This is a genomic window from Peribacillus sp. FSL E2-0218 (assembly GCF_037992945.1).
GTDB lineage: Bacteria > Bacillota > Bacilli > Bacillales > DSM-1321 > Peribacillus > Peribacillus simplex_B.
Genome location: NZ_CP150304.1, coordinates 3,300,096 through 3,326,601 on the forward strand (window position 1 = coordinate 3,300,096; position 26,506 = coordinate 3,326,601).

Annotated in this window: 31 protein-coding genes; 10 read left to right on the forward strand and 21 right to left on the reverse strand. The window is 43.4% G+C overall.

The window, feature by feature from the left end; genetic code table 11:
* Positions 1-147: 147 nt before the first annotated feature.
* On the reverse strand, positions 148-1,110 hold the full coding sequence (locus tag MHI53_RS15875) for an ROK family glucokinase (protein ID WP_340371715.1): 963 nt from the start codon (positions 1,108-1,110) through the stop codon (positions 148-150).
* A 2-nt stretch (positions 1,111-1,112) separates the two neighbouring features.
* On the reverse strand, positions 1,113-1,334 hold the full coding sequence (locus MHI53_RS15880) for a YqgQ family protein (protein ID WP_061141985.1): 222 nt from the start codon (positions 1,332-1,334) through the stop codon (positions 1,113-1,115).
* A 226-nt stretch (positions 1,335-1,560) separates the two neighbouring features.
* Here MHI53_RS15880 and MHI53_RS15885 point away from each other — a divergent pair, with 226 nt between their 5' ends.
* On the forward strand, positions 1,561-2,418 hold the full coding sequence (locus tag MHI53_RS15885; protein WP_340371716.1) for a hypothetical protein: 858 nt from the start codon (positions 1,561-1,563) through the stop codon (positions 2,416-2,418).
* Here MHI53_RS15885 and MHI53_RS15890 read toward each other — a convergent pair.
* The 5 genes from MHI53_RS15890 to MHI53_RS15910 all read right to left on the reverse strand — a co-directional run bounded on the left by MHI53_RS15890 (position 2,413) and on the right by MHI53_RS15910 (position 5,904).
* The gene (locus MHI53_RS15890) at positions 2,413-3,951 is read right to left on the reverse strand and encodes a rhomboid family intramembrane serine protease (RefSeq protein WP_340371717.1); all 1,539 of its coding nucleotides are present in this window, start codon (positions 3,949-3,951) and stop codon (positions 2,413-2,415) included. The genes MHI53_RS15885 and MHI53_RS15890 overlap by 6 nt on opposite strands.
* Before the next feature lie 125 nt (positions 3,952-4,076).
* Entirely contained in the window at positions 4,077-4,265 is a 189-nt protein-coding gene (locus MHI53_RS15895) for a hypothetical protein (RefSeq protein ID WP_100530859.1), read from the reverse strand.
* A gap of 75 nt (positions 4,266-4,340) precedes the next feature.
* The gene (locus MHI53_RS15900) at positions 4,341-4,913 is read right to left on the reverse strand and encodes a 5-formyltetrahydrofolate cyclo-ligase (protein ID WP_340371718.1); all 573 of its coding nucleotides are present in this window, start codon (positions 4,911-4,913) and stop codon (positions 4,341-4,343) included.
* Between the two features lie 116 nt (positions 4,914-5,029).
* Positions 5,030-5,179: a 50S ribosomal protein L33 gene (rpmG, locus tag MHI53_RS15905; protein WP_028391797.1), complete on the reverse strand. Its 150-nt coding sequence runs from the start codon at positions 5,177-5,179 to the stop codon at positions 5,030-5,032.
* Between the two features lie 116 nt (positions 5,180-5,295).
* Positions 5,296-5,904 (reverse strand): hypothetical protein, encoded by a 609-nt coding sequence (locus MHI53_RS15910; RefSeq protein ID WP_061141980.1) that lies wholly within the window; start codon positions 5,902-5,904, stop codon positions 5,296-5,298.
* Positions 5,905-6,326: 422 nt separating this feature from the next.
* On the opposite strand from MHI53_RS15910, the gene MHI53_RS15915 reads away from it, so the two are divergent.
* Both MHI53_RS15915 and MHI53_RS15920 read left to right on the forward strand, forming a co-directional pair.
* Positions 6,327-6,725: a hypothetical protein gene (locus MHI53_RS15915; RefSeq protein ID WP_340371719.1), complete on the forward strand. Its 399-nt coding sequence runs from the start codon at positions 6,327-6,329 to the stop codon at positions 6,723-6,725.
* Positions 6,712-7,158, forward strand: coding sequence for a hypothetical protein (locus tag MHI53_RS15920; RefSeq protein ID WP_340371720.1), 447 nt, complete (start codon positions 6,712-6,714; stop codon positions 7,156-7,158). Before MHI53_RS15915 ends, MHI53_RS15920 begins: the two co-directional genes overlap by 14 nt.
* A 53-nt stretch (positions 7,159-7,211) precedes the next feature.
* Here the strand turns inward: MHI53_RS15920 and phoU are convergent, their stop codons facing one another.
* From phoU to MHI53_RS15955, 7 genes are all read right to left on the reverse strand, one after another.
* Entirely contained in the window at positions 7,212-7,865 is a 654-nt protein-coding gene (gene phoU / locus MHI53_RS15925; protein WP_061141977.1) for a phosphate signaling complex protein PhoU, read from the reverse strand.
* A gap of 18 nt (positions 7,866-7,883) precedes the next feature.
* The gene (pstB, locus tag MHI53_RS15930; protein ID WP_061141976.1) at positions 7,884-8,711 is read right to left on the reverse strand and encodes a phosphate ABC transporter ATP-binding protein PstB; all 828 of its coding nucleotides are present in this window, start codon (positions 8,709-8,711) and stop codon (positions 7,884-7,886) included.
* Positions 8,712-8,728: 17 nt separating this feature from the next.
* Positions 8,729-9,607, reverse strand: a complete 879-nt coding sequence (gene pstA / locus MHI53_RS15935; RefSeq protein ID WP_061141975.1) for a phosphate ABC transporter permease PstA — start codon at positions 9,605-9,607, stop codon at positions 8,729-8,731.
* Positions 9,608-9,610: 3 nt separating this feature from the next.
* Complete coding sequence (gene pstC, locus MHI53_RS15940; RefSeq protein ID WP_061142097.1) at positions 9,611-10,510, reverse strand: phosphate ABC transporter permease subunit PstC; 900 nt, start codon at positions 10,508-10,510, stop codon at positions 9,611-9,613.
* A 139-nt stretch (positions 10,511-10,649) separates the two neighbouring features.
* Positions 10,650-11,612 carry a PstS family phosphate ABC transporter substrate-binding protein gene (locus MHI53_RS15945; RefSeq protein WP_061141974.1) on the reverse strand — a complete coding sequence of 321 codons (963 nt, stop codon included), beginning with the start codon at positions 11,610-11,612 and terminating at the stop codon, positions 10,650-10,652.
* 209 nt (positions 11,613-11,821) lie between these two features.
* Positions 11,822-13,999, reverse strand: coding sequence for a penicillin-binding protein 2 (locus MHI53_RS15950; protein ID WP_340371721.1), 2,178 nt, complete (start codon positions 13,997-13,999; stop codon positions 11,822-11,824).
* Positions 14,000-14,172: 173 nt separating this feature from the next.
* Positions 14,173-15,393 (reverse strand): MFS transporter, encoded by a 1,221-nt coding sequence (locus MHI53_RS15955; protein WP_340371722.1) that lies wholly within the window; start codon positions 15,391-15,393, stop codon positions 14,173-14,175.
* Positions 15,394-15,956: 563 nt separating this feature from the next.
* Here MHI53_RS15955 and MHI53_RS15960 point away from each other — a divergent pair.
* Positions 15,957-17,315: an IS1182 family transposase gene (locus tag MHI53_RS15960; RefSeq protein WP_340371509.1), complete on the forward strand. Its 1,359-nt coding sequence runs from the start codon at positions 15,957-15,959 to the stop codon at positions 17,313-17,315.
* A gap of 158 nt (positions 17,316-17,473) precedes the next feature.
* On the opposite strand, the gene MHI53_RS15965 is transcribed toward MHI53_RS15960, so the two are convergent.
* Positions 17,474-18,082, reverse strand: coding sequence for a superoxide dismutase (locus MHI53_RS15965; protein ID WP_061140655.1), 609 nt, complete (start codon positions 18,080-18,082; stop codon positions 17,474-17,476).
* A 133-nt stretch (positions 18,083-18,215) separates the two neighbouring features.
* Positions 18,216-18,701 carry a DUF456 domain-containing protein gene (locus MHI53_RS15970; RefSeq protein WP_061141025.1) on the reverse strand — a complete coding sequence of 162 codons (486 nt, stop codon included), beginning with the start codon at positions 18,699-18,701 and terminating at the stop codon, positions 18,216-18,218.
* 161 nt (positions 18,702-18,862) lie between these two features.
* On the opposite strand from MHI53_RS15970, the gene MHI53_RS15975 reads away from it, so the two are divergent.
* The 4 genes from MHI53_RS15975 (at position 18,863) to ispG (ending at position 21,705) form a co-directional block, all read left to right on the forward strand.
* The gene (locus tag MHI53_RS15975; RefSeq protein WP_185113012.1) at positions 18,863-19,630 is read left to right on the forward strand and encodes a DUF1189 domain-containing protein; all 768 of its coding nucleotides are present in this window, start codon (positions 18,863-18,865) and stop codon (positions 19,628-19,630) included.
* 200 nt (positions 19,631-19,830) lie between these two features.
* Entirely contained in the window at positions 19,831-19,974 is a 144-nt protein-coding gene (locus tag MHI53_RS15980; protein WP_340371723.1) for an anti-repressor SinI family protein, read from the forward strand.
* 82 nt (positions 19,975-20,056) lie between these two features.
* Positions 20,057-20,389 carry a hypothetical protein gene (locus tag MHI53_RS15985; RefSeq protein WP_061140657.1) on the forward strand — a complete coding sequence of 111 codons (333 nt, stop codon included), beginning with the start codon at positions 20,057-20,059 and terminating at the stop codon, positions 20,387-20,389.
* 203 nt (positions 20,390-20,592) lie between these two features.
* Entirely contained in the window at positions 20,593-21,705 is a 1,113-nt protein-coding gene (gene ispG, locus MHI53_RS15990; RefSeq protein WP_185113029.1) for a flavodoxin-dependent (E)-4-hydroxy-3-methylbut-2-enyl-diphosphate synthase, read from the forward strand.
* Between the two features lie 43 nt (positions 21,706-21,748).
* Here ispG and MHI53_RS15995 read toward each other — a convergent pair whose 3' ends face one another.
* Positions 21,749-22,219 (reverse strand): DUF308 domain-containing protein, encoded by a 471-nt coding sequence (locus MHI53_RS15995; protein WP_260320091.1) that lies wholly within the window; start codon positions 22,217-22,219, stop codon positions 21,749-21,751.
* Positions 22,220-22,388: 169 nt separating this feature from the next.
* Between MHI53_RS15995 and MHI53_RS16000 the strand changes: the two genes are divergently transcribed.
* Positions 22,389-22,973, forward strand: a complete 585-nt coding sequence (locus MHI53_RS16000) for a hypothetical protein (RefSeq protein ID WP_061140659.1) — start codon at positions 22,389-22,391, stop codon at positions 22,971-22,973.
* A gap of 35 nt (positions 22,974-23,008) precedes the next feature.
* Here the strand turns inward: MHI53_RS16000 and MHI53_RS16005 are convergent, their stop codons facing one another.
* Genes MHI53_RS16005 through MHI53_RS16015 form a run of 3 tightly spaced genes read right to left on the reverse strand, consistent with a single transcriptional unit; the run spans position 23,009 to position 25,069 of the window.
* Complete coding sequence (locus tag MHI53_RS16005; protein ID WP_061140660.1) at positions 23,009-23,434, reverse strand: Fur family transcriptional regulator; 426 nt, start codon at positions 23,432-23,434, stop codon at positions 23,009-23,011.
* A 15-nt stretch (positions 23,435-23,449) separates the two neighbouring features.
* Positions 23,450-24,283 carry a metal ABC transporter permease gene (locus tag MHI53_RS16010; protein ID WP_061140661.1) on the reverse strand — a complete coding sequence of 278 codons (834 nt, stop codon included), beginning with the start codon at positions 24,281-24,283 and terminating at the stop codon, positions 23,450-23,452.
* 21 nt (positions 24,284-24,304) lie between these two features.
* Positions 24,305-25,069 carry a metal ABC transporter ATP-binding protein gene (locus tag MHI53_RS16015; RefSeq protein ID WP_340371724.1) on the reverse strand — a complete coding sequence of 255 codons (765 nt, stop codon included), beginning with the start codon at positions 25,067-25,069 and terminating at the stop codon, positions 24,305-24,307.
* 214 nt (positions 25,070-25,283) lie between these two features.
* On the opposite strand from MHI53_RS16015, the gene MHI53_RS16020 reads away from it, so the two are divergent.
* Entirely contained in the window at positions 25,284-25,544 is a 261-nt protein-coding gene (locus MHI53_RS16020; RefSeq protein ID WP_061140663.1) for a DUF2624 family protein, read from the forward strand.
* Positions 25,545-25,611: 67 nt separating this feature from the next.
* Here MHI53_RS16020 and MHI53_RS16025 read toward each other — a convergent pair whose 3' ends face one another.
* Positions 25,612-26,505, reverse strand: coding sequence for a deoxyribonuclease IV (locus MHI53_RS16025; protein WP_340371725.1), 894 nt, complete (start codon positions 26,503-26,505; stop codon positions 25,612-25,614).
* Position 26,506 lies beyond the last annotated feature (1 nt).

Below are 26,506 nucleotides of genomic sequence, written 5' to 3' on the forward strand. Positions count from 1 at the left end.
GCTCCGCCCCCTTCCTAGTCTGATTTTATGAACCGATCCCCGAAAAAATGCAATGCCAAAAAAACCTGGATCGCTCCAGGCTTCGTTTTTTTAACGTTTCTTTCAGTCCTGTCCGAACAGGGCTGCTTAGAAAACGGTTCAAGAATTCTATTGATTTTTAATTAGCCAAGCTGCCCCTATTACCCCAGCATCATTGCCTAGTGTTGCAAGGCTTATTTTCGTTGACTTGCCAACTCGTTTGAACGCATACTTTTCAAAGGCAGCACGGACCGTATCAAGCAAGATCCCTCCCGCCTGGGAAACGCCACCGCCAATTACGATTTTATCTGGATTCATGACATTCCCTACATGTGATAGCGCAAGTCCTAAGTAATTGCCTACCTTATCGACCACAGCTTTTGACAAGGAATCACCATCTTTTGCGCATTGGAATAGCAATTTGGAAGAAACGACATTTCCTTCGTTCACTTTTTGCTGCAGCAACGATGTTCCATCGTCCTCATTCAATGCCTCTAAAGCCAGCCGGACGATTCCGGTAGCTGAAGCAACCGTTTCCAAACAACCTGTCTTGCCGCAATTACACGGAGCTCCGCCGTCGGAAATAACCGTTATATGCCCTATTTCACCTGCAGCACCGCTTGTTCCATGGACGATCCGGCCATTATGTATGATGCCCCCGCCTACACCCGTCCCAAGTGTTACACAAACAAGGTCTTTGGCTCCATTACCGGCACCTTTCCACATCTCTCCGAGAGCAGCCATATTGGCGTCATTATCAATGACCGCAGGCAAAGAGGTCTCGACTTCCAATAAATCCTTCAATGGATAGTCTTTCCACCCCAGATTCACTGCTTCGTATATCGAACCGTTGACAAAATCCACAGGGCCAGGGGCCCCCATCCCTATCCCCACTAACTTACTCTTCGGTTCATTCAATTCTTCAAGCTTCGCATCTATTGCCTTGGCAATGTTCATCGTGATGAATTTCCCTTTTTCGGAGATGTCGGTGTTGATTTCCCATTTATGAATGATCTCCCCATATGAATTGATTAAAGCCAGTTTGGTAGTTGTACCGCCTAAATCGACACCCATCAGCCATTTTTCCATCATTCTCACCTTTTTTTATCAATTTTTTTCTGTTTCTCCGTCTCAAGGGCCAATTGCTGCCTAATTAACAGGATTGCCATTTGATAATCTTTCGTATCCATCATCTGCATCCGATGGATTTCCCTGATTTCGGTCTCCATCATTTCAAGCTCGGCGACACGATCGCCCATATAAATAAATGTACCAAATCTTTTCAAATATTGTTGAAGATCATAATATGTTTTCATAATAAGCCTCTTTACTCTTTTCTATAAGAAAGTATATCGAATCCACCGTTTTGTAACAAGCGTTCATTTCCTCATTTGATAATTTCCCGCTCCCCCTCATACATGTCCAACTCCATTCATATGATGGAATACAAGGCTAGTGAACGCCTAATCTAAAATTGTTTCGATTTTTCATATTTCAGACAGACGATGCATCCCGTAAAGGCTTGCATCATGGAGGGGAAAAATGAAATTACAATTGAAGTATACCGTTTTATTACTCTTGACTACGATTTTTGTCATCCTTTATTTTTCAAATAATGAGCGGGCAGAGGAAACCATCATTTTTTTTCCCATCGATTCCTCGCTCCATTTTGAACATGCTTCCACACATCTTATGCCAAAGGAAAACGGGGGGTCCAGCTATACGATCACTTGGAGGGTGAGTTCCGCATTGGACCGGCCTGCCTACCTGCGTCAAGACGTATCCCTTTTATATACCAATGGAAAATTGACAGGAGCTTTAAAGAATTGGCGGCAAAATAAACAAGAACTCTCCCAAAAAGCGAAGGCGAAAGAAAGTGAAAGCGGACGTTATGATGCCGTCACTTTTCATTATGCAGAGGTTCATCCAAGTGAAACCATTTTCACCAGTGCTCAGCAGCTCAGTAAAGATAAAATATATGCCATAACGACACCTTCCTTTCAATATTTCCACCGTCCGCTTTCGGAAGAACAGATTGAATGGAAAAAAACCCTGGATAGCTTGACCGAGCAAACGGTTCAAAGCGGCTTGGAAAAAGCCAGTCAAGCGTATCACATTAACTTGGATCAATATAACATCATCTCATTGACCGACCTCCCTGACAAAAAAAACCAATGGCTTTCCGCATTCCCTCCATTCAAACGGGAAGAAATTGTTGGCAGGCTTTGGGAGGGCCTTTATAAAGGTTATGTATTAGGAATAAAGAAAGAGGATGGTTCCACCGTTAATGCACAAGGCAGCACCATCCCCCTATTGCTTATGGCGAAGAATCAACGTGAATTACTTGTCTTGTTTACACTGAAAGACGGTACCCCCATCATGCTGCGCCAAGATTTATAGTTGGGTTTCGATCTTCTTCAGCAGTTTGGCATATGACTTATTGTCCGGAGCAAGCTCAATCGCCTTTTCTGCTTGCTCCTTAGCCTGATCGTATGCTCCAAGATTCATATCGACCAAGGCAAGGTTGTAATGCGCTTGATGTAAATCCGGATTCACCGCGATTGATTTTTCGTAATAATCCTTGGCTTTGTCAATGTCTTTTTTTTCAAAGGCTAAATTTCCGAGCATGAATAGCGAAAAAGGTGCATCCGGGTTGTCACTTACATAATCGTTCAGCATTTCTTCCGCTTTCGCTTCCTTTTCATCATCGATATATTTTTGGGCAAGCAGCGCCATCGTGTTATCATTGACGGCCGAGCTGTTTTGATGATGGAAGCCGTACTGGAGCAGAGTATAAGTCAAAATCACCGTTCCCATTAAAAAAACCAACTGCCGCAAAATGTGTTTGTTTTTTGGAAGATGGACCACTCCAGCAGCAAGGAAGCCACCAATCAAACCTCCGATATGTCCTGCGTTGTCAATGCCTGAAACCGAAAAACCATATATCAGGTTAATGATGATCAAGACGATGACCGACGATCCCATCGAGCGCATGAATAACTTCGGGTAGACGATTCCAAAGTACAGCAGTGCTCCGAAACAGCCGAAAATCGCTCCGCTTGCGCCAGCCGATAGGTTCGGGGTCATGATGAAACTGCCTAGCGTCCCGGCAAAGCCAGCGAATACATAAATGAAAAGGAACCTGGCATTGCCGTAAATCCTTTCTACTTCAGCACCAATTAAATACAGGGAAAAAGTGTTCATCAGCAAATGAAGGAAGCCAATATGCACGATCATCGGGCTAAGGAACCTCCACCACTCCCCCTGCATGATCAATGGTGAGGATTTTGCCCCGAACTCGATCAACGTCTTGGAATTGGTGCTGCCCCCATTGAACTCCATCAAGATGAACACAGCTATCTGAATCGCCATGAATATATATGTAAAGAAAGGCTTATTGGCATTTTGAAACACTTTCTGCTCTGCCTTGGCCTTTTTGACTGACTCGGAGATGGCGTCCTTCTTTAAGGCAAGTACTTTTTCTTCATCTATTTCATCTTCTTGAAGAACCTGAACGGAAAGTGATTTTTTCAAGACATGCTCAAGGTTCTGAAGCGACTGTTGAAATGCTTCAGAAGTGAGAATGAATGTGTCCACCTTCGTTTTTTTATAGGAGGCAGCCTGCAAACTGAAATCATGATCATCGACAGGCGTAAATTTACTCACATAGATGCTTAATATGTTTATTGGTTTTTTGTATAATTTCTGCCTGATTCTTTCCCCATTCTGCAGAGTCCGTTCGATATCACGCTTCAGCCAGTTTGCCCAATCCAAATCATGCCGGATCAGCCTGATGACAGGGAATTCCTTATTCGTATCGCTTTCAAGCCAAATCTCCTGATGGTTTTCCGTGACGGTAATCATTCGATAATCATAATGGGCCGACAACTCCCTTATAGTTCCCCAAAACAAATAATCCTCTTTAAATCCCAATGCCTTCCCCACTTTCCAATCGATCTCAAGCTTCTGATTTTGTTACTTAAAACTATAGACGATATCATGAAAAAAGTAAAAAAAGGAACCTTGATGAGGTTCCTTTTTAAGAAATGCAGGCATTTTCATTTGGTTTGACTGAACATGCTTTGCATCATTTTGTCCCTGAACATTGGCATGCTCAAGGATTTGGTCACTAAAAATCTTCTCAGGAAGCCATTGGATAGCGCCGCATTGACCAAGCGGTACCGGTTTTTATAACCGGCATACACCGCTAAACCAACCAAGAAGATGTGAATAATGGATCGAAGCATAGCAATCCCTCCTATCATTAGTGTGATACAGGAGAGGATTTTTATGAGCTAAAAGTGATAAAAATCAAACATCTTCTATTGGACGGACGTTTGCAGGACCTTGGATGGGGTAATGAGCTTATCGACTGCCATATCATGCATCTCTATCGGGAGCTCATCCACAAGCTGAATTTCGTATGCAAGGGCCATCGTGGTTCCTTTGAAGCCGGGAAGGTACCGGTCATAATAGCCGCCCCCGAAGCCGAGGCGAAACCCCTCTTTCGTAAAAGCGAGGCCGGGGACGATCACTACATCCATTTCGCTTTTCGTCACCTTGGCTGTTTCGGCTACAGGTTCAAGCAGCCCATGATATACAGACTCCAGCTCTTTGAAGGAGGATATTTTTTTGAATTGCAACGTCTTTTTATCGGGCTCACATTTTGGTACCGCCACTTCCTTGCCTTCACTCCACGCTTGTTCGATGATCCGTTCTGTTGGCACTTCGGGATGGATGGAAATCGTGATGCCGATCGTTTTTGCCTTTTTCCATTCTTCCAACGAAAATAAGTTTTCAGCTATCCTGTTCGATCCTTCTTCATGTTCCCCATCGGTCAGCCCCATCAAGAGGGATTTCACTTCCTGTCGAAGCCTTTTCTTGTTATCTTTCATCGTTACCCACTCCTTTGCTCTGCTGCTTTATTATTCCATAATAGCAGTTCGTTTACAGAACGTCGGTAAGAACGTAAAAAAAAGCATAAAAAAAACAACAGGAAAAATCCTGTTGCTTACTTTGTTTCACGGTGAGTCGTGCTGCGTTTTTCTCTTGAGCAGTACTTTTTAAGCTCAAGACGGTCTGGATTGTTACGTTTATTTTTTTTAGAAATATAGTTACGGTCTCCACATTCAGTGCAAGCTAATGTAATATTCACGCGCATGTGTATTTCCCTCCAAACATATTGACTTTTTCACATAGGACTTTTCTATAATAGCATTATTCCATGTGAATTGCTAGTATGTTTTTTGGGAAATCGCACATTAACTTTTATCCATTTCAATTCGTAACGTTTTGCATTGTAAGTAGAAGCTGATTATTGATGACTTTGGCTTCCTCCTTCGTTTCAGCATGAATCGCCCAGGCCACCGCTTCGACACATTCCTTCGGCAGAATCTCCGTCTCCAACGTGAACATGCTGGTCACTTCCCCTTTCGCAAGCGGTGAGTAAGCAAGCAGCCCTTCTTTCAATGATTTGAAACACCCCTCCTGATAAAGGCTTCCCTTGCCTTGAATGCAATATTGAGAGATGCTTTTCCCTTTTACGAGACCGCCTAATAAGGCAATGGAACGGGGTGCTACATGTAATATGGCCCGTTCATTGGGGCTGTAAAAAGCCACTGCCTGCTTTTCGAAAGCGTTTTCATAGTGAAAAAATACTTTTGGCCGCTTCGTCTCGAATGAGGTATTCCTGATCGTGAACTTCGAAAAGGTCACCTGGCCTTGTGTAAACGTTTGTAGCAGTGTCCGTATCTCCCCATTCGGATGACTCATCATATCTTCCTCAGGATACCAATCAAAACTCTCATCCATCCATAAACCAGCCTTTAACCCCTTACGATACAGATCTTGGTTACCCTGCGGCATATATGCGTATAACGAATTCATATAATCATCCCTTCTTCTTCTCTATTGTTAAACAGCTTATCGTTAGGCGCTGACAGTGAAAGAATCCACGCTTGGATCTGCACACCATTTCCTTATGGGTTCAATGAGTCTAAATATTCAAAATATTCGTTTTTCGATTTATTCTACCTTCATGTTAGCACTGATTGAGCTGATGGACAATAAACACATTTTGTCGAATTTTATGCAAGTTATCTAGCAAAGGTTTTATGCCCGTTTTCATGGCCATTTTTTTTTCATGGCTAGGTTCTTGATACGTTTCGACATGATTTTAAAACAAGACAGGCAAAAAAATGGCGGGTGCTACCCCTGTACAGGATATAAAAAATATGAAAATCTCCATTTTTTTTAAAATATGTGTAAAATATAAGTATATGTCGAAAATTATCTTCTGAGGTGAAAACATGGAAACCCTTATCATCCTTCTCTTCTCGTTGGCCGTCATCCTTCTTATCCTTTCGTTTTTCAGCAAAGATAAGGTGGCCAAATTAGAAGAAGATTTAGAACAGATGACGATAACCTATATGCAGGATATCTATCAATTAAAAAAGAAAGTGAAGATCCTTGAAGAGGAATTCGTCATCGAGGGTGATCCCCTTCCTGCCGTAAAAGCCCAAATTACACAGCCAACGGTCACTTCCAGGAATTCCGAAGCGATTCATGAGATTCTAAAGAGCCAAGTTCTATCCCTATACGGGCAGGGGCTTTCTTTGGCCCAAATCGCTAAACAATCCTCCTTAACCGAGGAACAAACCCTATCGGTCATCGAACAGCATAGAATGCGGGGAAATGAAGATGTTTAAGGCAAGACTGCAGGGCATTTCCACCGGAATCATCTTCACGACTTGCATCTTTGCCGGCTGTTACTATGGAACCGGATTATTGAAAGAAACCAATGTGACCATTGAGGAAGCGAAGGAAATGCTCGAGAATGACGGATTCGTTGTCTCGCTTCCCCATGAAGAAGCGAAGCAAACTGTCCAGCCGTCAAAGGAGACCGATCATTCTCCGAATGCGGAGGAATCGGCTATCGTCTCCTATACCATAAAAGTCAAATCGAATATGACCACAACTGAAATTGCCAAGCGGCTTTTCGAGAAAAAGATCATCGATGATGCATCTGAGTTTGAGGCTTACATGAACGAGCATGGCTTCTCGAAAAAAATTCAAATCGGTGAGTTCGTGGTCACGAATACGATGTCTTATCGGCAATTGGCCAATACTTTATCTCATTAATCAATAATAAAAGAGGCTTTTTCCAAAGCCTCTTTTTTCACTTGCGGATTGGATCAGTCATTTCTGCCGATGTATCTACCTCTTACAAGGAAATAAATATTTTCGGCGATATTGGTCGTGTGATCCGCAGTCCTTTCCAAATAGCGGGCAATGAATGAGAGCTGCGTGACCTGCTGAAGGTTCTTTTCATCAGAAAGCCGGAGAAGGCTGCGAATCATTTCTCCATAAAAACGATCGACTTCTTCATCCATTTCGATAATTTCCCTGGATAACACGACATCTTCCTTCTCGAATGCTTCTATCGAGAGTTCGATCATCTTTAGCGTGATATCATACATCTGTTGCAGCGGTGTCAAAGGGAGGATGAACTCCTGATCGCCGATACGGATTGCCGCCTTGGCGATATTGACGCCAAAGTCTGCCATCCTTTCAATGTCGGAGGCAATTTTTATGGCCGCAATGATCCTTCTTAGATCAATGGCAACAGGCTGCTGCTTAGCAATCAGCAAAATCGCAAAATCATTGATTTCCTCTTCCAGTAAATCCGCTTTCGTATCATCTTCAATGACTTCCAATGCCGCTTCTGCATCCCTATTTTCCAGCGCAGCGAATGATTTTGAAATGGCATCCGAAGCTAGGTTGGCCAAATCGACCACTTTTTCTTGAAGCTCTTTCAATTGAAGTTCAAAATTTTCACGAACGATCATGATTATCACCCTTTCTCGTTAACCGAAGCGCCCTGTAATGTAGTCTTCCGTTCTTTTATCATCCGGATTGGAGAAAATGGTGTCGGTATTGGCGTACTCTACGACTTCCCCGTTTAAGAAGAAGGCCGTTCTATCGGAAATACGCGCCGCTTGCTGCATGTTATGGGTGACGATGATGATGCTGAAGTCCTTTTTCAGTTCCTGGACCAATTCTTCTATCTTCAGGGTGGAAATCGGATCAAGGGCAGAAGTCGGTTCATCCATTAAAATGACATCCGGTTCGATTGCCAAACACCTGGCAATGCAAAGGCGCTGCTGCTGTCCACCTGAAAGTCCGTAGGCATTTTCGTGCAGCCGGTCTTTCACTTCATTCCAAATGGCTGCCCCTTTTAAACTCTTTTCAACGATTTCATCCAGTATCTTTTTGTTTTTGATGCCATGGGTTCTTGGTCCGTAGACCACATTATCGTATATGGATTTAGGAAACGGATTAGGTTTTTGAAAGACCATGCCCACCTGTGTCCGTAAATCTTCAACCCTGTATGACTGATCCAGGATATTTCTGTTCCGGTATTTGATCTGACCTGTCGTTTTGACATCCGGTACCAATTCGATCATTCTATTCAATGTTTTGATATAGGTGGATTTTCCGCATCCAGAAGGCCCGATGATGGCTGTCACTTCATTTTGATGCATATCAAGGTTAATATTTTTCAAAGCGTGGTTTTCCCCATACCATAAATTGAGATCGGACGTTTCATATACCTTTTCCGGTAAGGCGGCGGGTTGTACAGCATCCGTCGCGATGGCTGTTGACTCTTTTTCTCTCGTTAAGGTCATATTCATTCTACCTTCCTCCTCGTTCAGTATCTTTTCTGGAATTTATTTCGAATCAGGACCGCGACTGAGTTCATAAAAATCAACAAGATGAGCAATACGATGATTCCTGCGGCAGCGACCTGCTGGAATTCCTCCTGTGGACGAGATGTCCAATTATAAATTTGCATCGGGAGCACGGTAAATGTATCCAGCACCGTTTGCGGCAAAAAGGCGATGAACAGTGGGATACCTACCACAACCAATGGAGCCGTTTCTCCGATTGCCCTTGATAAAGCAAGTATTCCGCCCGTCAATATGCCAGGTATGGCAGCTGGCAGGACAACTTTACGTATCGTCTGCCATTTTGTTGCTCCCATCCCAAAGGAAGCTTCCCTTAAATCACGCGGGACGGCACGTATCGCCTCCTGGGCAGCCACGATGATAACGGGAAGGACGAGGAGACTCATCGTCAAGCCTGCCGCCAATACGGACCGATCCAATGCTAGAGCCCGGACGAAAACCGTTAAGCCAAGCAATCCGAACACGATCGACGGAACCCCTGCCAAATTGGAGATGTTCACTTTGATGAAAGTGGTGATCCAATTCTTCCTCGCATATTCCTCTAAATAAATGGCCGTCCCTACACCAAGCATAAGCGAAACGGGCGCAACGACGGCCATCAACCAGATCGACCCGATCAAGGCCGCTTTTATCCCAGCTTCCTCTGGCTTCCTCGAAGCGAAATTCTGCAGGAAATCCCCATTCAAATGGCCAATTCCTTGAGTGAATATCCGATAAAATAAGATGGCCAATACGATAAGGCCAACCAGTGTTGCCAAGAAAAACAATCCTTTACATATCGTGTTGACCGCCAGCCTTACGGGCATCTTTTTTGCAACATGACTTTTATTTATCAGCTTCATGTCTTAATATTCCTCCCTGAATCTGCGAGAGATGAACTGCGCCAGTAAATTCATAACAAGCGTAAAGACGAACAGTGTCATTCCCACCGCATAGATGCTGTAGTAAATCGTTGTCCCATACCCTGCATCCCCTGAACTGACCTGTACGATATAGGCGGTCATCGTTTGAATCGATGAAGTGACATCCATATTCATGCTCGGGGTCGAGCCCCCTGCCACACTCACGATCATGGTCTCGCCGATCGCCCTGGATAAGCCAAGCACGATGGATGCGACAATTCCGGATATGGCCGCCGGCAATACCACTTTAATGGTCGTTTCAAGTTTCGTTGCACCAAGCGCATACGCACCTTCGCGAATCGACTTTGGTACTGAAACAAGGGCATCTTCTGACAAAGAGGCCACCATCGGCATGATCATGATTCCTACAACGATCCCGGGACTTAAGGCATTGAACATGTCAAGGGAAGGAAATAGATCCCGCAAAACCGGTGTTACAAAAGTTAAGGCAAAGAAGCCGTAAACGATAGTCGGAATCCCGGCTAAAACTTCTAATATCGGCTTGATGATCCTCCGTGTTTTCTCAGATGCATATTCACTCAAGAAAATGGCTGTTGCAAGCCCTATCGGAACGGCAACCACCGCAGCTATCACCGTAATCTTCAACGTCCCAACGACAAGGGGCATGATTCCAAATGAAGGAACAGATGCAAATGGGAGCCACTTGCTTTCCGTGAAAAATTCGACGATCGAAACCCTGTCAAAAAAGATGAATGTTTCAAATATGAGCGTCAGGATAATCCCGATTGTAGTGAAAACGGAAATGGCCGCCATAAGGAACAAGAGCTTCGGTATGATTTTTTCTACATTTATTTTTTTCTTGCTTTTCTTTTCCAGGATCATTTGTTGTACAGAATAGGTTTCTGTTTTTCTCAGTTCCAACTTGCATCCTCCATTTCAGACCCGCAATATTTGGATTTACAAGCCGTTGCCCCCGCCTTCACCTTGCCAAGGCGGGATTTTTGATAGCCTGTAATATCAATTATTTTTTCAGTTCCTTCAATTTATCAAGATCTTTCTGGTACTCCTCTTCCGGAAGGCTTATATACCCCACCTCTTCGGAAAGTTCCCCTGCATTTTCAATGACGAATTCTGTATAGTCGGCCACTTGTTCTTTTTCCGCTACAGACTTGTTGGCGACATATGTGTAAAGCGGACGGGACAATGGTGCATACTCCCCGCTTTTAATCGTTTCATGAGTTGGCTCTACAGCGCCTTTTCCGTTATCGATGGAAATGATCTTCAGCTTATCTTTATTTTCAGCATAGTAGGCAAATCCGAAGAATCCGATCGCATTCTTATCACCTTCCACGCCTTGTACAAGGACGTTATCGTCTTCGGATAGCGTCGCATTCTCCACCATCGGTTTTTCTTCCAGGATCACTTCATTGAAATAATCGTATGTGCCCGAATCTGTTCCCGGGGAGTAGAATTTAATTTCTTCCTTCGGCCATTCAGGGCGAATATCCGACCACATCTTCACCTTGCCATCATCAACCCACAGCTTTTGCAATTCTTCAACCGTAAGTGAATCAATGAAGTCATTATCTTTATTGACGACGATTGAAATGCCGTCAAATGCCAGTTTCAATTCTGTATATTTAATTCCCTTATCATCAAGCATTGCACTTTCTTCTTCTTTGACCGGACGTGAGGCATTACTTAAATCCGTCTCACCGGCGATGAATTTCTTAAAACCGCCGCCAGTTCCTGATGATCCAACGGAAACTTTGACATCAGGCTGGGCACTCATATATTCTTCTGCCACTGCCTCCATGATCGGAAAGACCGTAGAAGAACCATCCGTGATCACTTCCCCTTGCAGCTGGCTTGACCCTTTTGCTTCACTGCCGCTTGTCTTAGCATCATCAGATCCACAACCCGCAGCCACTGCAATTACTCCGCCCATCACTACAGTCATCGCCACACCTTTGAAACGTCTCATTTGTAAGTCCCCCTAAGAATTTTTTATATGAATATTTTGTCCTACAACCAAATCATACTTTTAGTCTGTAAACCCCGTTTGAAGGGATTGTAAATATTCAGTAAATTATTGTGTGTTAATTGTAAAGATGCCGGATTCGCATTGATAATGGGCAAAATAGAAAAAAAAAACACGTCTTCGGTTTATCCGAAAACGTGTTTTGACTTCATTCATTCATTTTTCTGGCTTTTTCTGACCTCTGCCTGATCCTTTTGTACGTCTTTTCCATTCTCCACTTTCAAATCAGTCGATTTTTCTGCATCTTTATTCGTTTCCTTCTTAGCCCGTTCTTTTTTCAGTTTGAAATACGTGTCCATGATATCCCTACCAATTTCTTTACTCATGTCATGACCCGTATGGCCCTGATATGCCCACGGTACGACGACCGCAAATGCAACTTCAGGATTTTTAGCAGGTGCATAGCCCACCATCGTGATGTTCATCGTATCTTGAGGCTCACTGAACTTCTCGCGGTCCGGTCCATCATAGAACGCTTCAGCCGTCCCTGTTTTAGCAGCGACTGTGTACGGTTTATTCCCGAAGAACCTATAAGCTGTCCCGCCTTGTTCCATTGAAACCTTCTCGAAACCGCTTTGTACGCGCTTGATCCAGTCTTCTTTCATATCCAGGCGATTCATGACCGTCGGAGAAACGTCTTCGGCGACAGGTCCCAATTCCTCATTATTATCGACCGGATCACGGATTTCCTTGACCATATGTGGCTTCATACGGTTTCCGCCATTGGCAATGGAGGAAACGTATTGAACAAGCTGCATCGGTGTGTACGTATCATACTGCCCGATAGCAAGGTCAAGCAGCTTACCTGGTGATGTTTCCGAGCCTTTGAACCCGCCCATTTCATTTGGAAGGTCGATTCCCGTGCGCACACCCAAGCCAAACTGTGAGAATGAATTACGCATCGTCGAAAAGGCGCTTGAACTGATATTCAATGGCTCATTCGGCACATAGTGGGCACCGGCGATATTGATCGCCGTCCTGAACATATAAACGTTTGAAGACACCTTCAACGCCGTCAAATCATTGATGTTCCCGAAATTACTGTACGATCCTTTAGCCTTTGTACCCTTGATCTTCAATTTCGTATCATAAAAGACGGTGCCCGGCTGGATCGCTCCCTGCTTGTATCCCGTTAAGACGGTGGCACCTTTCACGGCAGAACCCATCGTATAGGAAGTCGTGATATTGCCTAAGGCGAAGTCTTCTATGGAGGATTTACCGGTCTTCGGATCCTTCTCAATTTTCTTGCCCGCCATCGTCAGGACTTCCCCTGTATCAGGATCCATCATCACGACGAACGCCCTATCGAGAAACTTCGTGTTCCCCAATTTTTTCTTGGCAATCAATTGCTTTTCAATGATTTCCTCGGTTGCCAGCTGTAAATCCATATCAACCGTCAAGATAAGATCTTTTCCGCGCTGACCCTCAGAAACCACCTCGGAGTCGACGACATTTCCCGATTTGTCGGTCACGTTCCTTACTTTCGCTTTCTGCCCTTGGAGGATGTCCTCATATTGAAGCTCGATATAACTCTTTCCTACACGGTCATTCCGGCTGTAATCACGCGCCAGATAATAATTGAGACTTTCACTCGGCAAACCTTCTTCGGAAGAAGATACTTTACCTAATACCGATTTGAGTGTCTTATTATACGTATAAAAACGATCCCAATCCGTCGATATATCCACACCAGGCAGCGAATCGAGGTTTTCACTCACCCTGGCGAATTCTTCCTTCGATACTTTCTTGTTTTTCACAATCTGCGGCGTAAGTGCATATCCGCTGGCAAATTCCCTGTAAATAGCGAGGGTTTCCATATCCTTATCGGAAAGTTTTATTTCATCCCCCGTAATCCGGTCGAGCTGAAGCTTGTACAAATCACTCTCTTTCAGCTCACCCTCTTCGACTTTCTTTCTCTCTTTATCGGTAACCTTTTTCTCCGCCAGCTTTGGATTATTCATTATCCAAAAATCCTTCTTATCGCGCTCAGTCACTTTATCCGTATCTTTTTCGATCAACTTCGCAAGTTTCTCGGCGGTTTCCACCATTTCTGCTGGTTTCGTACCTTGCTTTCGTGTATATGTAATTGCATCCAGTGGTTGGTTGTCGACCATCAATTTCAGATTTCGGTCATACATTTTCCCACGGGGCACCGAATTATTCACGGTCACTTCCTCTGTTCTTTCAATCTCACGCCGGTAATCATCGCCATACACAATCTGCACGACACCTAAGCGTAAAATGAGAGCGGAAAACAAAACAAACACTAAAAAGAAAAGAATATTCAATCTGAAAGGCACATGCGTCTTTTTCTTTTTCTTTTTATTCACACTAAGCCACACATCCTTTTTACATAGTCATAATGGTCCTTTACTATTCTATAGAACATTCTTATTTTTTTCTACCTTAGTGTTCTAGAAATATTAAACATCTGACCCACTTTCGACAAAATGTGACTTACGGCTCATGCTTCATGGAAAAGAGGCCTCTTTGGGCCCCTTTCTCAATCTTGGTCGTTGATATCGATTTTCCGCACAAACCAATATATCATCGTATGCCCTGCCCCCACGATCAACAAATAAATCGGCAGGACTTGCTTCAAGTCAAAAAACAGGACGGATAAAATGAACCCTAAAATGGATACGATCCTTCCAAAATGGACGAATAGCTCCCGGACGACAATATATTCTATCCTCATGTCCGCAGCTTGCCATGCCCGGCCTATGATGTCATAGGTCAAGGATATGTATGGGACGAGCAGGATCGGATAGGCGGTCGCCACAATTGCCCCATAAATGAGAAGCTTTCCGAAGGTAACATCAAATGCGATCAGCAAAATCCCCGCATATAACAGGATTCCGCCGATAAAGATCGCTTTTTTTCGCATCGGTTGTTTTATATACCGAGAAGCGAGAAAATACGCAACGAATGATATGGCGGAATTCAATAAACCATAGCTCCCCAAAGCAAGTTCACTATCCGTCTGGATGTAAACGATAATTGAAATGATGAACATGAAAGTACCCTCTCGCAGCCCTTGAAAAAAGTGGGCGCGAGTGATCAGCAGCCAATTCCGATTGTTTTTTCGCTCTTTCAAAATCCTTAGGAAAAAGTATTTCCCATGAGCAGGACGCCTTTTTAACGAAAAGCTAAGAAAAACGGCAACGGAAAACAAAAGCAATGATAATCCGAATACAATGGAATACCCCGTGAATTTTTCAAGCCTCGAAATGATGAACCCTGAAAGAATCGGACCAATCATTCCTCCAAGAGAAGATAAAATCCCCAGAAAACCATTGAAGAAATCCCTCGTCTCCGGCTCGGTAATCTCGAAAGTCAAGACATTATACGCCAGCCAATAAAACCCATACCCTATCCCGATCAATGCACCAAGAAGCCAAATGAAATCCGTGGCTCTCGTCCCGACCAAAAGGACAGATAAATAAAACAGGGCCAAGAAGATAACACCAAGACGCAATACAATGATTCGATCCACTTTCTTCGCCAGCCTGCCGGCAAAAACAAACGTCAGCGGTTGAAAAAGCACCACGGTTAGATTATATACAGCAATATCAACAATTTGACCGGATTGTTTCCACAAGTACACATTAACGAATGTATTGGACAAAGCAATACTCAGGCTGTACAGTCCGCCGATAAACAAAAGCAGGTGCAGATCCTTCTTCCCTCCCGCTTCACCCAACCATCTCTCTAAAATACCCATTGTTTTAACTCTCCTTTAAATTCCACTCTAGTGTTTGAAAAAACAAGGGGATTTATGTAAAAAAAAAGTAAAGAAAACTCTTCGATTGGCAAGACGAAGGCGACGACAGAGAAGTAGTTGCCCTTATACTGTTTTCCTTTTCGCTCTTCCCATCCAAAACAGTGCAAAGAAAACTCTTCGATTGGCAAAACGAATTTTTGGGGTTTACTCGCGAGTGGAGCGGTTCTGGTGATTTCAGCTAAGAGAAGAAAACACAAAAAAAGACAGGATCCCACGTAAGGGGATCCTGTCTCAGACTGTAGACAAACTCGATAAAAATCGAGTTTGTCTATTTTTATGGCCTGTACAATTTAGACGTTGATTTCCACTCCAGGCACTCGCTTTCCGCGGGCGGTCGGGGAGCCTCCTCGGCTTTGCCTGCGGGGTCTCCCCTAGACGCGCTTTTCCCGCAGGAGTCTCGAACACCCGCTCCAATCAACTTTGTCTTACCTTTTAGATAGAACACTTTTGACTGGAGTCATTTTTGTTTTAAAATTGAAGGATTAAAACTTGAGGTGATGAGGATGCTTTCTAAACATGATTCTATTCAGCGAGATCAACTTGAAATGATTACTTTAGATCAACTGGTGCCACCGAACCATTTGGTTCGTAAAATGGAGGCTGCCATTGACTTCACTTTCATTTATGACTTGGTGAAAGATATGTACTCAGAGGTAGGACGCCCAAGTATTGATCCAGTTATTTTAGTTAAACTGACTTTCATTCAATATACCTTCGGTATTCGTTCCATGCGTAAAACGATTGAAGAAGTTGAAACCAATATGGCTTATCGTTGGTTCTTAGGCTATGGTTTCCATGATAAAGTGCCTCATTTCTCTACGTTCGGAAAAAATTATGAGCGACGCTTTAAAGATACAGACCTGTTTGAACAGATTTTCTGTCGCATTTTAATGACAGCTGCTAATAAAAAGGTAATAAGTGTAGAACACGTTTTCGTGGATTCCACACATGTGAAAGCCAGTGCGAATAAACGGAAATTTGAAAAGAAAATCGTTCGTAAAGAAACACGAGCGTATCAAGGACGTCTTCAAGAAGAAATCAATCAAGATCGTGAAAACCACGGAAAGAAGCCTTTTCCACCAGATAAATTTGATAAGGAAGAAACCAAAGCAATTAAAGAAAGTACTACGGATCCTGAGAGTGGCTACTATGTGAAAGATGAACGAACAAAACAGTTTGCCTATTCATTCCATGCGGCCGCAGACGGCAACGGTTTTGTATTGGGAACGATTGTAACACCTGGTAATACACATGACAGTCATATTTTGGAGCCACTTGTTGAGCAAGTGATTGAGAAAGTTGGAAAACCAGAAGCAGTTGCCGCAGATGCAGCTTATAAAACACCAGCGATTACAAGCTACCTATTTAACAAAGAAATCACACCTGCTTTACCCTATACACGTCCTCGTACAAAAGAAGGATTCTTTCGCAAACATGACTATGTTTACGATGAACACTTTGATTGTTACCTTTGCCCTTCGGGAGAAACTTTAAAGTACTCAACAACAAATAAAGAGGGCTATCGCGAATACAAATCGCCAAAACAAATTTGTGCAACATGCTCATTTTTATCACGGTGTACGGAAAGCAAAGACCATCAAAAAGTAGTGACACGGCATATCTGGCAAGCATATGTGGAAGAAGCAGATCATCTGCGTCATCATCAAGAGGTAAAACCTATATATGCGAAACGCAAAGAAACGATTGAGCGTGTATTCGCAGATGCAAAAGAAAAGCATGGTATGCGTTGGACTACTTTAAGGGGACTTAAAAAATTGTCGATGCAGGCGATGCTTACTTTCGCTGCCATGAATTTAAAGAAGATGGCCACTTGGACATGGCAAGGTCCTAAAATGGCTTAACATAGTGGCTCGAAGAGCCCAAATCTCGTAACCTTTGGTCAAAATTTCAAAGGAATTTCAAAAGGGGTTCGGAATTTTTTAATTCCGAACCCCTTTTGTCTACAAACTGAGACAGGATCCCACGTAAGGGGATCCTGTCTTTTTTTAATTCCGACTGCTTATTTAGCAGCGTTGTAGCGTTTTGATACTTCATCCCAGTTTACAACATTCCAGAAAGAATTGATGTATTCAGGACGGCGGTTTTGGTAGTTTAGGTAGTAAGCATGTTCCCAAACGTCCAATCCAAGAAGTGGCGTTTTGCCTTCAGATAACGGATTGTCTTGGTTCGGAGTGCTTGTTACTTCCAACTCGCCATTGTTGACTGCAAGCCAAGCCCAGCCAGATCCAAAACGAGTAGTAGCCGCTTTAGCGAATTCTTCTTTGAAGCTGTCGAAGCTGCCGAATTTCGATGTGATGGCATCTGCTAATTCACCAGTTGGCTGACCGCCGCCGTTTGGTGAAAGGATTTCCCAGAATAAAGTGTGGTTAGCGTGTCCGCCGCCGTTGTTGCGAACAGCAGTGCGAACCGCTTCAGGTACTGCATCCAGGTTAGCGACGATTTCTTCAACGCTTTTGCTTAGAAGCTCTTCGTTGCCTTCAAGAGCATTGTTCAAGTTTGTCACATATGTGTTGTGATGTTTTGTGTGGTGAATGTTCATTGTTTCTTTGTCGATGTGTGGTTCCAATGCATCATATGCGTACGGTAATTGTGGAAGTTCAAAAGCCATAATAAAATTCCTCCCTATGTAAGCTGTTTTTTTTTTTGAGGGCTTCAGATAAGATACTGAAGCTCGCTAGCATTAGAGTATCAAATTTTTGTAAACGTTTCAAACCTTATGCCTCGTTTTGCGATTTTATTTCCTATGAGAATACCACGAATAGGAAATATCCAATCATCAGTAGTTGGATGATGCCTTTCGTGATCACACTGCTAATAAAACCAACGACAGAGCCGAGTCCGATTTTAGATGCAGTGACCGGATCTTTTCTATGGACAAGGATCTCTGCCAGAAAGGCACCGATGAAGGGGCCGATCAGGATGCCGAGGAATGGAATCACGAACGGGCCGACAAGAAGTCCGATCGTACTGCCCCAAATACCAGCTTTCGTGCCGCCGTATTTTTTGACACCAACCATGTTTGCGATATAATCCGCCGCGAACAAAAGGATGACGAATAAAATTTGGACGGTCCAGAAAAACCAGCCAAACGGGGCAAAGGAATAAAAAAGACCATAAAGCACGATTCCGCCAAATATGAATAAAACGCTTGGTATGATTGGAAAAATCAGACCGACAAAGCCCATTATGAACATAAGGACAATAATTATCCAAAATAGTGTATCCACAATCAAAACGCCCCTTCTCATTTCATTTAAGTTTGCCTCTATCTCTCCATAATTGCCTCTTTATTGTTAGTTGAAACCAATGACTCTTCATACAGGTTGTTTTATTTTCCCCATATAGTTAAAATTGGTTAGGAATCTTATAAAGTTAGGTGCTGAAAAAATTGAACATATTCAAACAAATTTGGGTAAGCTTATATTCCCCTAAAGATATCGCTTCCTTTCAAAACCAAGGGATCGGCAAAACGATTTTATACGTATTTTTTGTAAGTCTCCTTGCCTTTCTTCCCTCTGCCTTTTATTTCGGTACAATGATCGTTGATGGGATAGATGCCATGCACGAAACAGTCTCGGAGGACTTACCGGAATTCAAGATCCAAAATGGTACATTGACGACAAAAAATGATGAGCCATTTAGCTTGAATAAAGATGGATATCAAATTTTCGTGGATGGAACCGGAACTATGACCCCGGAAGATGTGGCTGAAAAAGCTGACGAGGCTGTGGCCCTTTTAAAATCCGACCTTGTTTTCGTATCCGGGGGCAACGTGCAATCTTCCCCCTATTCTGTACTGGAAGGAGATAATCAGGAAATTTCAGCTTGGCTTGATTCCGTCGAGTCTGTACTGCCGATCATCCTCCCGTTGCTGCTCCTTATATTATACCTGTTCACTGCCAGTGGAATCTTCATAAAAGTGACAATCGTAGCCGCTTTCGGTCTCCTTTTCAAAAATGCCCTTGGCCGGCCGCTTTCATATAGGCATCTTTGGAGAATCGCTGCATACAGCATTACACTTTCGACCATTTTCTTCACCGTCATGGATTCGTTTCACGCCACGGTCCCATTCGCTTCGTTCATCAGCTGGTTCGTCACATTGATGATGCTTTATTTATCCATTAAAGAAACTTCGGCCGATGCCTCCATGGATTGACCAAGAACAGCACAAAGATCAAGTCACTTAGGACTATCCGATCTTTGTGTTTTTTTGCTTTTGAGAGGATCATCAATTCCCTTTTCTTTCATATGACTGCAGTCATCATTTTTTTATATCTCCTTAATTCGACAAAATACTCGGCTAGTTTTACCTATACTGATGTTGATAAATGAATTAGGTTATAAGAGGTGATAAACGTGAAGACAAGTTACCTTGATTTGCAGTGGTTGTCACTCATCATGGAGGCAAAAGAAATAGGTCTGACTCCTAAGGAAATCAGTATCTTTCTTGACTCCTGCTCAAATAAACAGGATGTTGCCCACCCCCCAAAAAATACTTGACGTTGAAAATGCCCATTTTTAGGCATACTATCAGTCCCTTTCAAGTATATTTAAGTAAAGACAAGCTTGGGAGGGTGGAAATTTGAAAAGGCTACTGCTTTTTATTTCATTTTGCTTCACATTATTTATTATTTATTTCGATTTGACTACTGGCACCCTGCCGACTCCACAACCACCAGCTTCCACAGTCCAGCCAGCCGTCCCGGCAAGTCAGCAGCAACCTGCCCCGACTGCAGCTTTCAAAGAAATTACCATGAAACCAGGAGATACTTTACTCTCCATCGTTGAAACGCAAAAAGGCGGGGACAATAAGCCTATGGAAACGATCATTTCCGATTTCCAGAGTTTGAATGAAGGCATGAAGCCTGAAAATATGCAGATTGGCAAAACCTATAAGATTCCTGTTTATAAATAGCCTGAACATGGGGGACCTGCACGTTTTCAAAAGCTCTGGAAGACATCGGGATTAAGCATGGAGTATCAAATACTTCTTATTAAAAAAGATATTGCATCCTATTTCCTTGTCATACGGTAAGTACATTGATACAATATTTCAGAGAAACAAATTAAAAATCAAAACTGATTTTTTCCTAAAGGAGAGAATTCCACTTGAGTGAAATCATACATCGCACCAAGACGCGGCCAATTAAAGTCGGAAACTTAACGATTGGCGGCAATAATGAAGTTATCGTACAAAGCATGACAACTACTAAAACACATGATGTTGAAGCAACTGTAGCAGAAATCCTTCGTCTTGAAGAGGCGGGATGTCAAATCGTCCGCGTCGCCTGTCCTGACGAAAGGGCTGCCGATGCAATCCCTGAAATAAAAAAACGGATAAACATTCCGCTTGTAGTCGATATACATTTCGATTATAAGCTGGCACTGAAGGCCATTGAAGGCGGAGCCGATAAAATCAGGATCAATCCTGGTAACATCGGACGCCGCGAAAAGGTCGAAGCAGTCGTTAAAGCGGCCAAAGCGAAAGGCATTCCAATCCGGATCGGGGTCAATGCCGGTTCCCTTGAGAAGAAGATCCTCGATAAATATGGCTACCCAACGGCAGATGGAATGATCGAAAGTGCCCTGCACCATATCAAGATCCTGGAAGATCTCGATTTTCATGACATCATCGTGTCCATGAAGGCCTCTGATGTGAATTTAGCCATCGAGGCATATGTAAAAGCTTCAAAAGCATTCGATTACCCGCTACACTTGGGAATCACCGAATCGGGTACCTTGTTCTCCGGAACGGTAAAAAGCGCCGCCGGTCTAGGTGCGATCCTAAGCCAGGGCATCGGAAGCACGGTGCGTGTTTCCCTTAGCGCGGATCCAGTCGAAGAAGTGAAGGTAGCTAGGGAGCTCCTGAAAGTATTCGGACTTGCTTCCAACATGGCCACTTTGATCTCCTGTCCGACTTGCGGTCGCATCGAGATCGATTTAATCTCCATCGCGAATGAGGTTGAAGAGTACATCCAGACGATTAAAGCTCCGATTAAGGTATCTGTGCTTGGTTGTGCGGTAAACGGTCCTGGTGAGGCCCGTGAAGCTGATATCGGCATAGCCGGTGCCCGCGGTGAAGGATTGTTGTTCAGAAAAGGGCAAATCGTACGGAAAGTGCCTGAAGAAACGATGGTCGAGGAACTGAAAAAGGAAATTGACAAAATTGCTGAAGAGTATTATGAAAAACAAAGAGCGGAAGCTGCCGCTGCAGCTTTATTGAATAAATAAAGCAAAACCCCGATAATCATCATCGGGGTTTTTTGCTTTCTCTTTAAAAGAACGGCAAAATGAATATGCCGACGATGATGGAGAGGGCACCAATGCCGATCGCCCATGTACCCAAGTTCGATCCACGGCTTCGGGCCACTATCCCGACAATGATCCCTGCAATCCCCAGAAGGAAAGGCATCATGAATAACGATAAAATGGAAATGATCAAGGCTACGACACCAATGACTTTTCCTCTTGATGCGACGTCCCCGGAATCATCAGCCCCTACTACAGACTCATCCTTATATGACCTGCTTCTCCGAGGCATCGTTGAAATCTCGGCTGACGCTTCTTCGTGATAACGGTTATCCAAATTGGTCACGGACCCTCGATTTTCATAACGGCGATCATCGGCAGGTTCGTCTTCATTATAATACCGCTCATGATGCGGATCATCGACAATAGTCGGTTCCCTGTCTTCTTTGCTCAATCGTATATCATCGTCAACACTGGAGTATGGATCTTTTTCCATTCGTGCATCCCTCACTTTCGTTTGTAGGAGCAGTTATAGTATATGTAAAAGCCAGGCGATCCAACGTGATAATGGTTTCTTGTCTTGGAAATAAATTAGCGATTTTACCAAAGCCATGATTGTATATGTTACACTATTACAAGTACTTTTAGATGAGGAGAGATTCATCATGAAAAAACGATTTGGCATCGACATAGACGGGACTGTCACAAGACCTGATTCGATGGTCCCCTTTTTAAATAAAGCTTTTCAGCTGAACTTAGCTTATGAAGACATTACGGAGTATGATCTACTCCCATTCGTCAACGTTCCAAAGGAGGATTTCACCAAATGGTTCTTCGAGACAGAGCCGCTCATCTATGCCGAGTCTTTATTGGCTGAAGGGGCGAAGGATGTTTTGGAAAAATGGGCAAAACAGGCCGACCTTTATTTCATCAGTGCCAGGAGCAACCGTTTATTAGATGTGACGAAGGATTGGTTCACTACGAATGAAGTTCTTTATAACCATATTGAGCTTGTAGGCTCACACGACAAAGTGGCGGCAGCCAAGAAATTCGCAGTCGATCTCTTTTTAGAGGACAAGCATGATAATGCGGTGGCCATTTCGGAAGAATGCAAAATACCGGTGATTTTATTCAATACTCCCTACAACCAAGACCCTGTGCCGGAACGTGTCATTCGGGTCAACAATTGGCAGGAGGCCTCTTTCTGGGTGACCAACTGGTTGGCAGAAAAGCCTGTTACCATCAAATAAACAAAAAAACCATTGACTAAAAAGTCAATGGTTTTTTAGGCCTCTACAGATACACTGCATGCGGGACAGCGGCCGTATATTTCAAATTTATGACCCGAGACGTCGTAGTCCTTCAAGCTATCCTCCAGCTCCTGCATCGGGCACACTTCGATTTCTTTCGTTTTACCGCAATTCAAGCAAATGAAGTGATGGTGGTGGGAAGAATGGCCGCATGTAAAACGGAAATGCTTTTCCCCTTCCAACTCGGTCGTTTCAAATATCCCCAATTCAACGAACAAAGAAAGGTTCCGGTAAATCGTATCAAAGCTCAATCCAGGATAATCCTGTTTCATATTCTCCAGCACATCTTTTGCTGTTAAATACTTATCGCTGGAAGAGAAAAGCTGAAGCATCTCTTCCCTCTTCCCAGTATGTTTAAAGCCTTTATCTTTTAGTAATTGCATGGCCGTAGAAACGTTCATAAAACATCACCCCATCTATCGATTTTTCCACTTATCAAACAAAATTGACAAGATGAGAATTAGCACAGCGATTATGACAATCGTGCCGCCAGGAGCGAGATCAAGATTGTATGATAAAAACAAACCGCCAACAACTGAAACCTCACCGAATAAAATTGAGAACCCGATCATTTGCTTAAACCCCTTGGCAAAGCGGAGACTAGCCGCCACAGGAAGCGTCATGAGCGAAGAAACCAGCAATATGCCAATGATTTTCATGGAAGCGGCGATGACCAGGGCTACCATCACGATAAAAATAAAATGGATGGCCTTATATGGAATTCCTGAAGCCTTGGCATGCTCTTCATCAAATGATAACAGAAATAATTCTTTATACAATAGTGTGAGGGTCAAGACAACGACGATCCCCACTGCCAAGATGACATACAAGTCCGTCCGGCTGACTGCACTGACACTGCCGAATAAATATCCATATAAATCCGTATTGAAGCCGTCTGCAATCGATATGAAAATGACGCTTAGACCCATGCCGCCAGACATAATGATCGGGATTGCAAGCTCTTGGTAATGCTTATAAACCCCTCTTAATTTTTCAATGAATAATGAACCGCCAACCGAAAAGGCCATCCCCATATAGAGTGGATTCAATCCAGCCAGTGAAAGAAAACTCTTCTGCAGCAATAAACTGAACGCTATGCCAGCAAGCGCTACATGACTGAGCGCATCAGAAATCATCGACATCCGCCTCACCACAACAAAAACGCCCACTAATGGCGCAATCGCTCCGATTATGATTCCCGTCAAGAATGCGTTCTGCAAAAATTCAAATTGCAATATCCCCGATATCATTGGGCTATCCTCCAAAACTTTTTAATGATCATGATTTAACAATTGGACGCCATGCCCATAAATGGATGAAAGTTCGCTTTCATCCAGTTCATTATATTCACCGGCATCTCCGTGAAAATGAAGCTTTTTATTCAAGCAGGCAACATGTGTGACTTTATCGGTCACGGTGCCGACATCATGGGTTACCAAAATCAAGGTTATCCCCAACTTTTTGTTCAGCATCTCCAGCATTTCATAAAATTGATGGACATTCTTTGAATCGACTCCGACCGTAGGCTCATCCAAGATCATCAATTCCGGCTCACTGACCAGTGAACGCGCAATGAATACCCTCTGTTGCTGCCCTCCGGACAATTCTCCGATATTGCGGTTCTGATATCCGAGCATGTCGACGGATTCCAGAGCCTTCTTCACCCTTCTTTTATCCTCTTTGCTTGCAAACTTGAATAATCCGATTTTCTTGGTCAAGCCGCTTTGCACCACTTCAAATACGGTCGCAGGGAATCCAGAGTTGAAGGAGTTCGCCTTTTGGGAAACGAACCCAACCTTTTGCCAAGCTTTAAAGCGTCGTATGTCTTCCCCGAATATTTCAATTTTACCTTTTTGGAGTTTGAACAGTCCGAGCAGCAGCTTCAATAATGTCGACTTTCCGGAGCCATTCGGCCCGACGATTGCCAGGAATGCCCCCTTGGGAATTTCAAGCGAAACATGTTCAAGCACCAGATCTTTTGTATATTTGTAAGATACATCTTCTATTTTAACTATTGGGTTTACTACATTATCCAAAGAGATCACCTATTTTTTAAGAATCATTACGATTAACAATCGTTAGTATAAAACAAAGAAGGGCAGATGTAAAGAAACAGGGCCTCAGGATATATGCCTCTCCACCGTGAATCACCAAAAATGATCAGCCCCGGCAAATTCCGGTGAATCAAACGAAGTTTCATGTTCACATACGCCGTCCTCCCTCATATGTTTTAAAAAAGGAGGAGATCGTTTGAAATTATTCGAAATGATGGTCAATCATAAAATCAATAATATTCGCCCCGATGAACTGCTTTCCCTTGCCAAGCAGCATAAGGTTGCACTTACACAAAAACAAGCACAGGATATCACTGCACTTCTAGCAGGTAAAAATATCAATATTTTTGATATACGCCAAAGGCAAAACGTATTGGGACAAATCAACAAAGTAGCCGGGGCAAGCACAGCCAGGGAAATAGAATCCCTCTTCAACACGCTCACCTCCAACTTTTAACAAGCATTTCCATAATGAAAGGACGATTCATCTCCAATGATGAACCGTCCCTTTACTAGTTATAATATTATTGGCCTTTAATCTTTTCCAGTAAGTCTTCGTCAAATTGACTGCCCTTAAACATATCGATCTCAAATTTATAAGGAGCCTTTTTGTCTTTTTTATCTTCCCCTACATAAGGGGTTTCCAGTATTTTCGGAACGGCACTTAACTGTGGATGATGGACAATATCATTCAACGCTTTGAACCCGATATGGCCGAATCCAATGTTTTCATGGCGATCCTTGCGCATGCCGCGTTCATTTTTGCTGTCATTGATGTGCAGCACCTTGATGCGGTCGATTCCGACCAATTTATCGAATTCATTCAGGACACCATCGAAATCTTCAATGATATTATACCCGGCATCATGAGTATGGCAAGTATCGAAACAAACCGATAATTTTTCATTATGGGTAACACCATCGATGATCATCGCCAGCTCCTCGAAAGACCTGCCGCATTCCGTACCTTTGCCAGCCATCGTTTCCAGGGCGATCTGAACTTTGTCATCCGCTGACAGCACTTCATTCAAACCTTCGATGATCCTTTTGATCCCCAGTTCACTGCCTGCCCCAACGTGCGCACCCGGATGAAGGACGATTTGCCTTGCACAAATCGCTTCTGTCCGATCGATTTCGCTTCGCAGGAAGCTGACACCCAGTTCGTATGTGGCTGGATTGGTCGTATTTCCGATGTTAATGATATAGGGAGCATGGACGACGATGTCGGTTATGCCATTTTCCTCCATATGCAATCTTCCAGCTTCGATATTTAAATCCTCGATTTTTTTACGTCTTGTATTTTGCGGGGCTCCGGTATAGATCATGAATGTGTTGGAGCCATATGAAACCGCTTCTTGACTTGCAGCAAGCAGCATGTTTTTCCCGCTCATTGAAACATGTGATCCAATCTTCAGCATC

Excerpts from the sequence above, each read along its gene's own strand:
- MHI53_RS16010 (WP_061140661.1), bottom strand. The coding sequence starts at position 24,283 with ATGATATCGGGGATATTGCAATTTGAATTTTTGCAGAACGCATTCTTG.
- MHI53_RS15885 (WP_340371716.1), top strand. The coding sequence starts at position 1,561 with ATGAAATTACAATTGAAGTATACCGTTTTATTACTCTTGACTACGATT.
- MHI53_RS15910 (WP_061141980.1), bottom strand. The coding sequence starts at position 5,904 with ATGAATTCGTTATACGCATATATGCCGCAGGGTAACCAAGATCTGTAT.
- pstC (WP_061142097.1), bottom strand. The coding sequence starts at position 10,510 with ATGATCCTGGAAAAGAAAAGCAAGAAAAAAATAAATGTAGAAAAAATC.
- phoU (WP_061141977.1), bottom strand. The coding sequence starts at position 7,865 with ATGATCGTTCGTGAAAATTTTGAACTTCAATTGAAAGAGCTTCAAGAA.
- rpmG (WP_028391797.1), bottom strand. The coding sequence starts at position 5,179 with ATGCGCGTGAATATTACATTAGCTTGCACTGAATGTGGAGACCGTAAC.
- pstB (WP_061141976.1), bottom strand. The coding sequence starts at position 8,711 with ATGAATATGACCTTAACGAGAGAAAAAGAGTCAACAGCCATCGCGACG.
- MHI53_RS15895 (WP_100530859.1), bottom strand. The coding sequence starts at position 4,265 with ATGCTTCGATCCATTATTCACATCTTCTTGGTTGGTTTAGCGGTGTAT.
- MHI53_RS15945 (WP_061141974.1), bottom strand. The coding sequence starts at position 11,612 with ATGAGACGTTTCAAAGGTGTGGCGATGACTGTAGTGATGGGCGGAGTA.
- MHI53_RS15915 (WP_340371719.1), top strand. The coding sequence starts at position 6,327 with ATGGAAACCCTTATCATCCTTCTCTTCTCGTTGGCCGTCATCCTTCTT.
- MHI53_RS16005 (WP_061140660.1), bottom strand. The coding sequence starts at position 23,434 with ATGAACGTTTCTACGGCCATGCAATTACTAAAAGATAAAGGCTTTAAA.
- MHI53_RS15955 (WP_340371722.1), bottom strand. The coding sequence starts at position 15,393 with ATGGGTATTTTAGAGAGATGGTTGGGTGAAGCGGGAGGGAAGAAGGAT.
- MHI53_RS15880 (WP_061141985.1), bottom strand. The coding sequence starts at position 1,334 with ATGAAAACATATTATGATCTTCAACAATATTTGAAAAGATTTGGTACA.
- MHI53_RS15995 (WP_260320091.1), bottom strand. The coding sequence starts at position 22,219 with ATGGAAAAAGATCCATACTCCAGTGTTGACGATGATATACGATTGAGC.
- MHI53_RS15875 (WP_340371715.1), bottom strand. The coding sequence starts at position 1,110 with ATGATGGAAAAATGGCTGATGGGTGTCGATTTAGGCGGTACAACTACC.
- MHI53_RS15900 (WP_340371718.1), bottom strand. The coding sequence starts at position 4,913 with ATGAAAGATAACAAGAAAAGGCTTCGACAGGAAGTGAAATCCCTCTTG.
- MHI53_RS15960 (WP_340371509.1), top strand. The coding sequence starts at position 15,957 with ATGCTTTCTAAACATGATTCTATTCAGCGAGATCAACTTGAAATGATT.
- MHI53_RS16000 (WP_061140659.1), top strand. The coding sequence starts at position 22,389 with ATGAAAAAACGATTTGGCATCGACATAGACGGGACTGTCACAAGACCT.
- MHI53_RS15920 (WP_340371720.1), top strand. The coding sequence starts at position 6,712 with ATGAAGATGTTTAAGGCAAGACTGCAGGGCATTTCCACCGGAATCATC.
- MHI53_RS16025 (WP_340371725.1), bottom strand. The coding sequence starts at position 26,505 with ATGCTGAAGATTGGATCACATGTTTCAATGAGCGGGAAAAACATGCTG.
- MHI53_RS15965 (WP_061140655.1), bottom strand. The coding sequence starts at position 18,082 with ATGGCTTTTGAACTTCCACAATTACCGTACGCATATGATGCATTGGAA.
- pstA (WP_061141975.1), bottom strand. The coding sequence starts at position 9,607 with ATGAAGCTGATAAATAAAAGTCATGTTGCAAAAAAGATGCCCGTAAGG.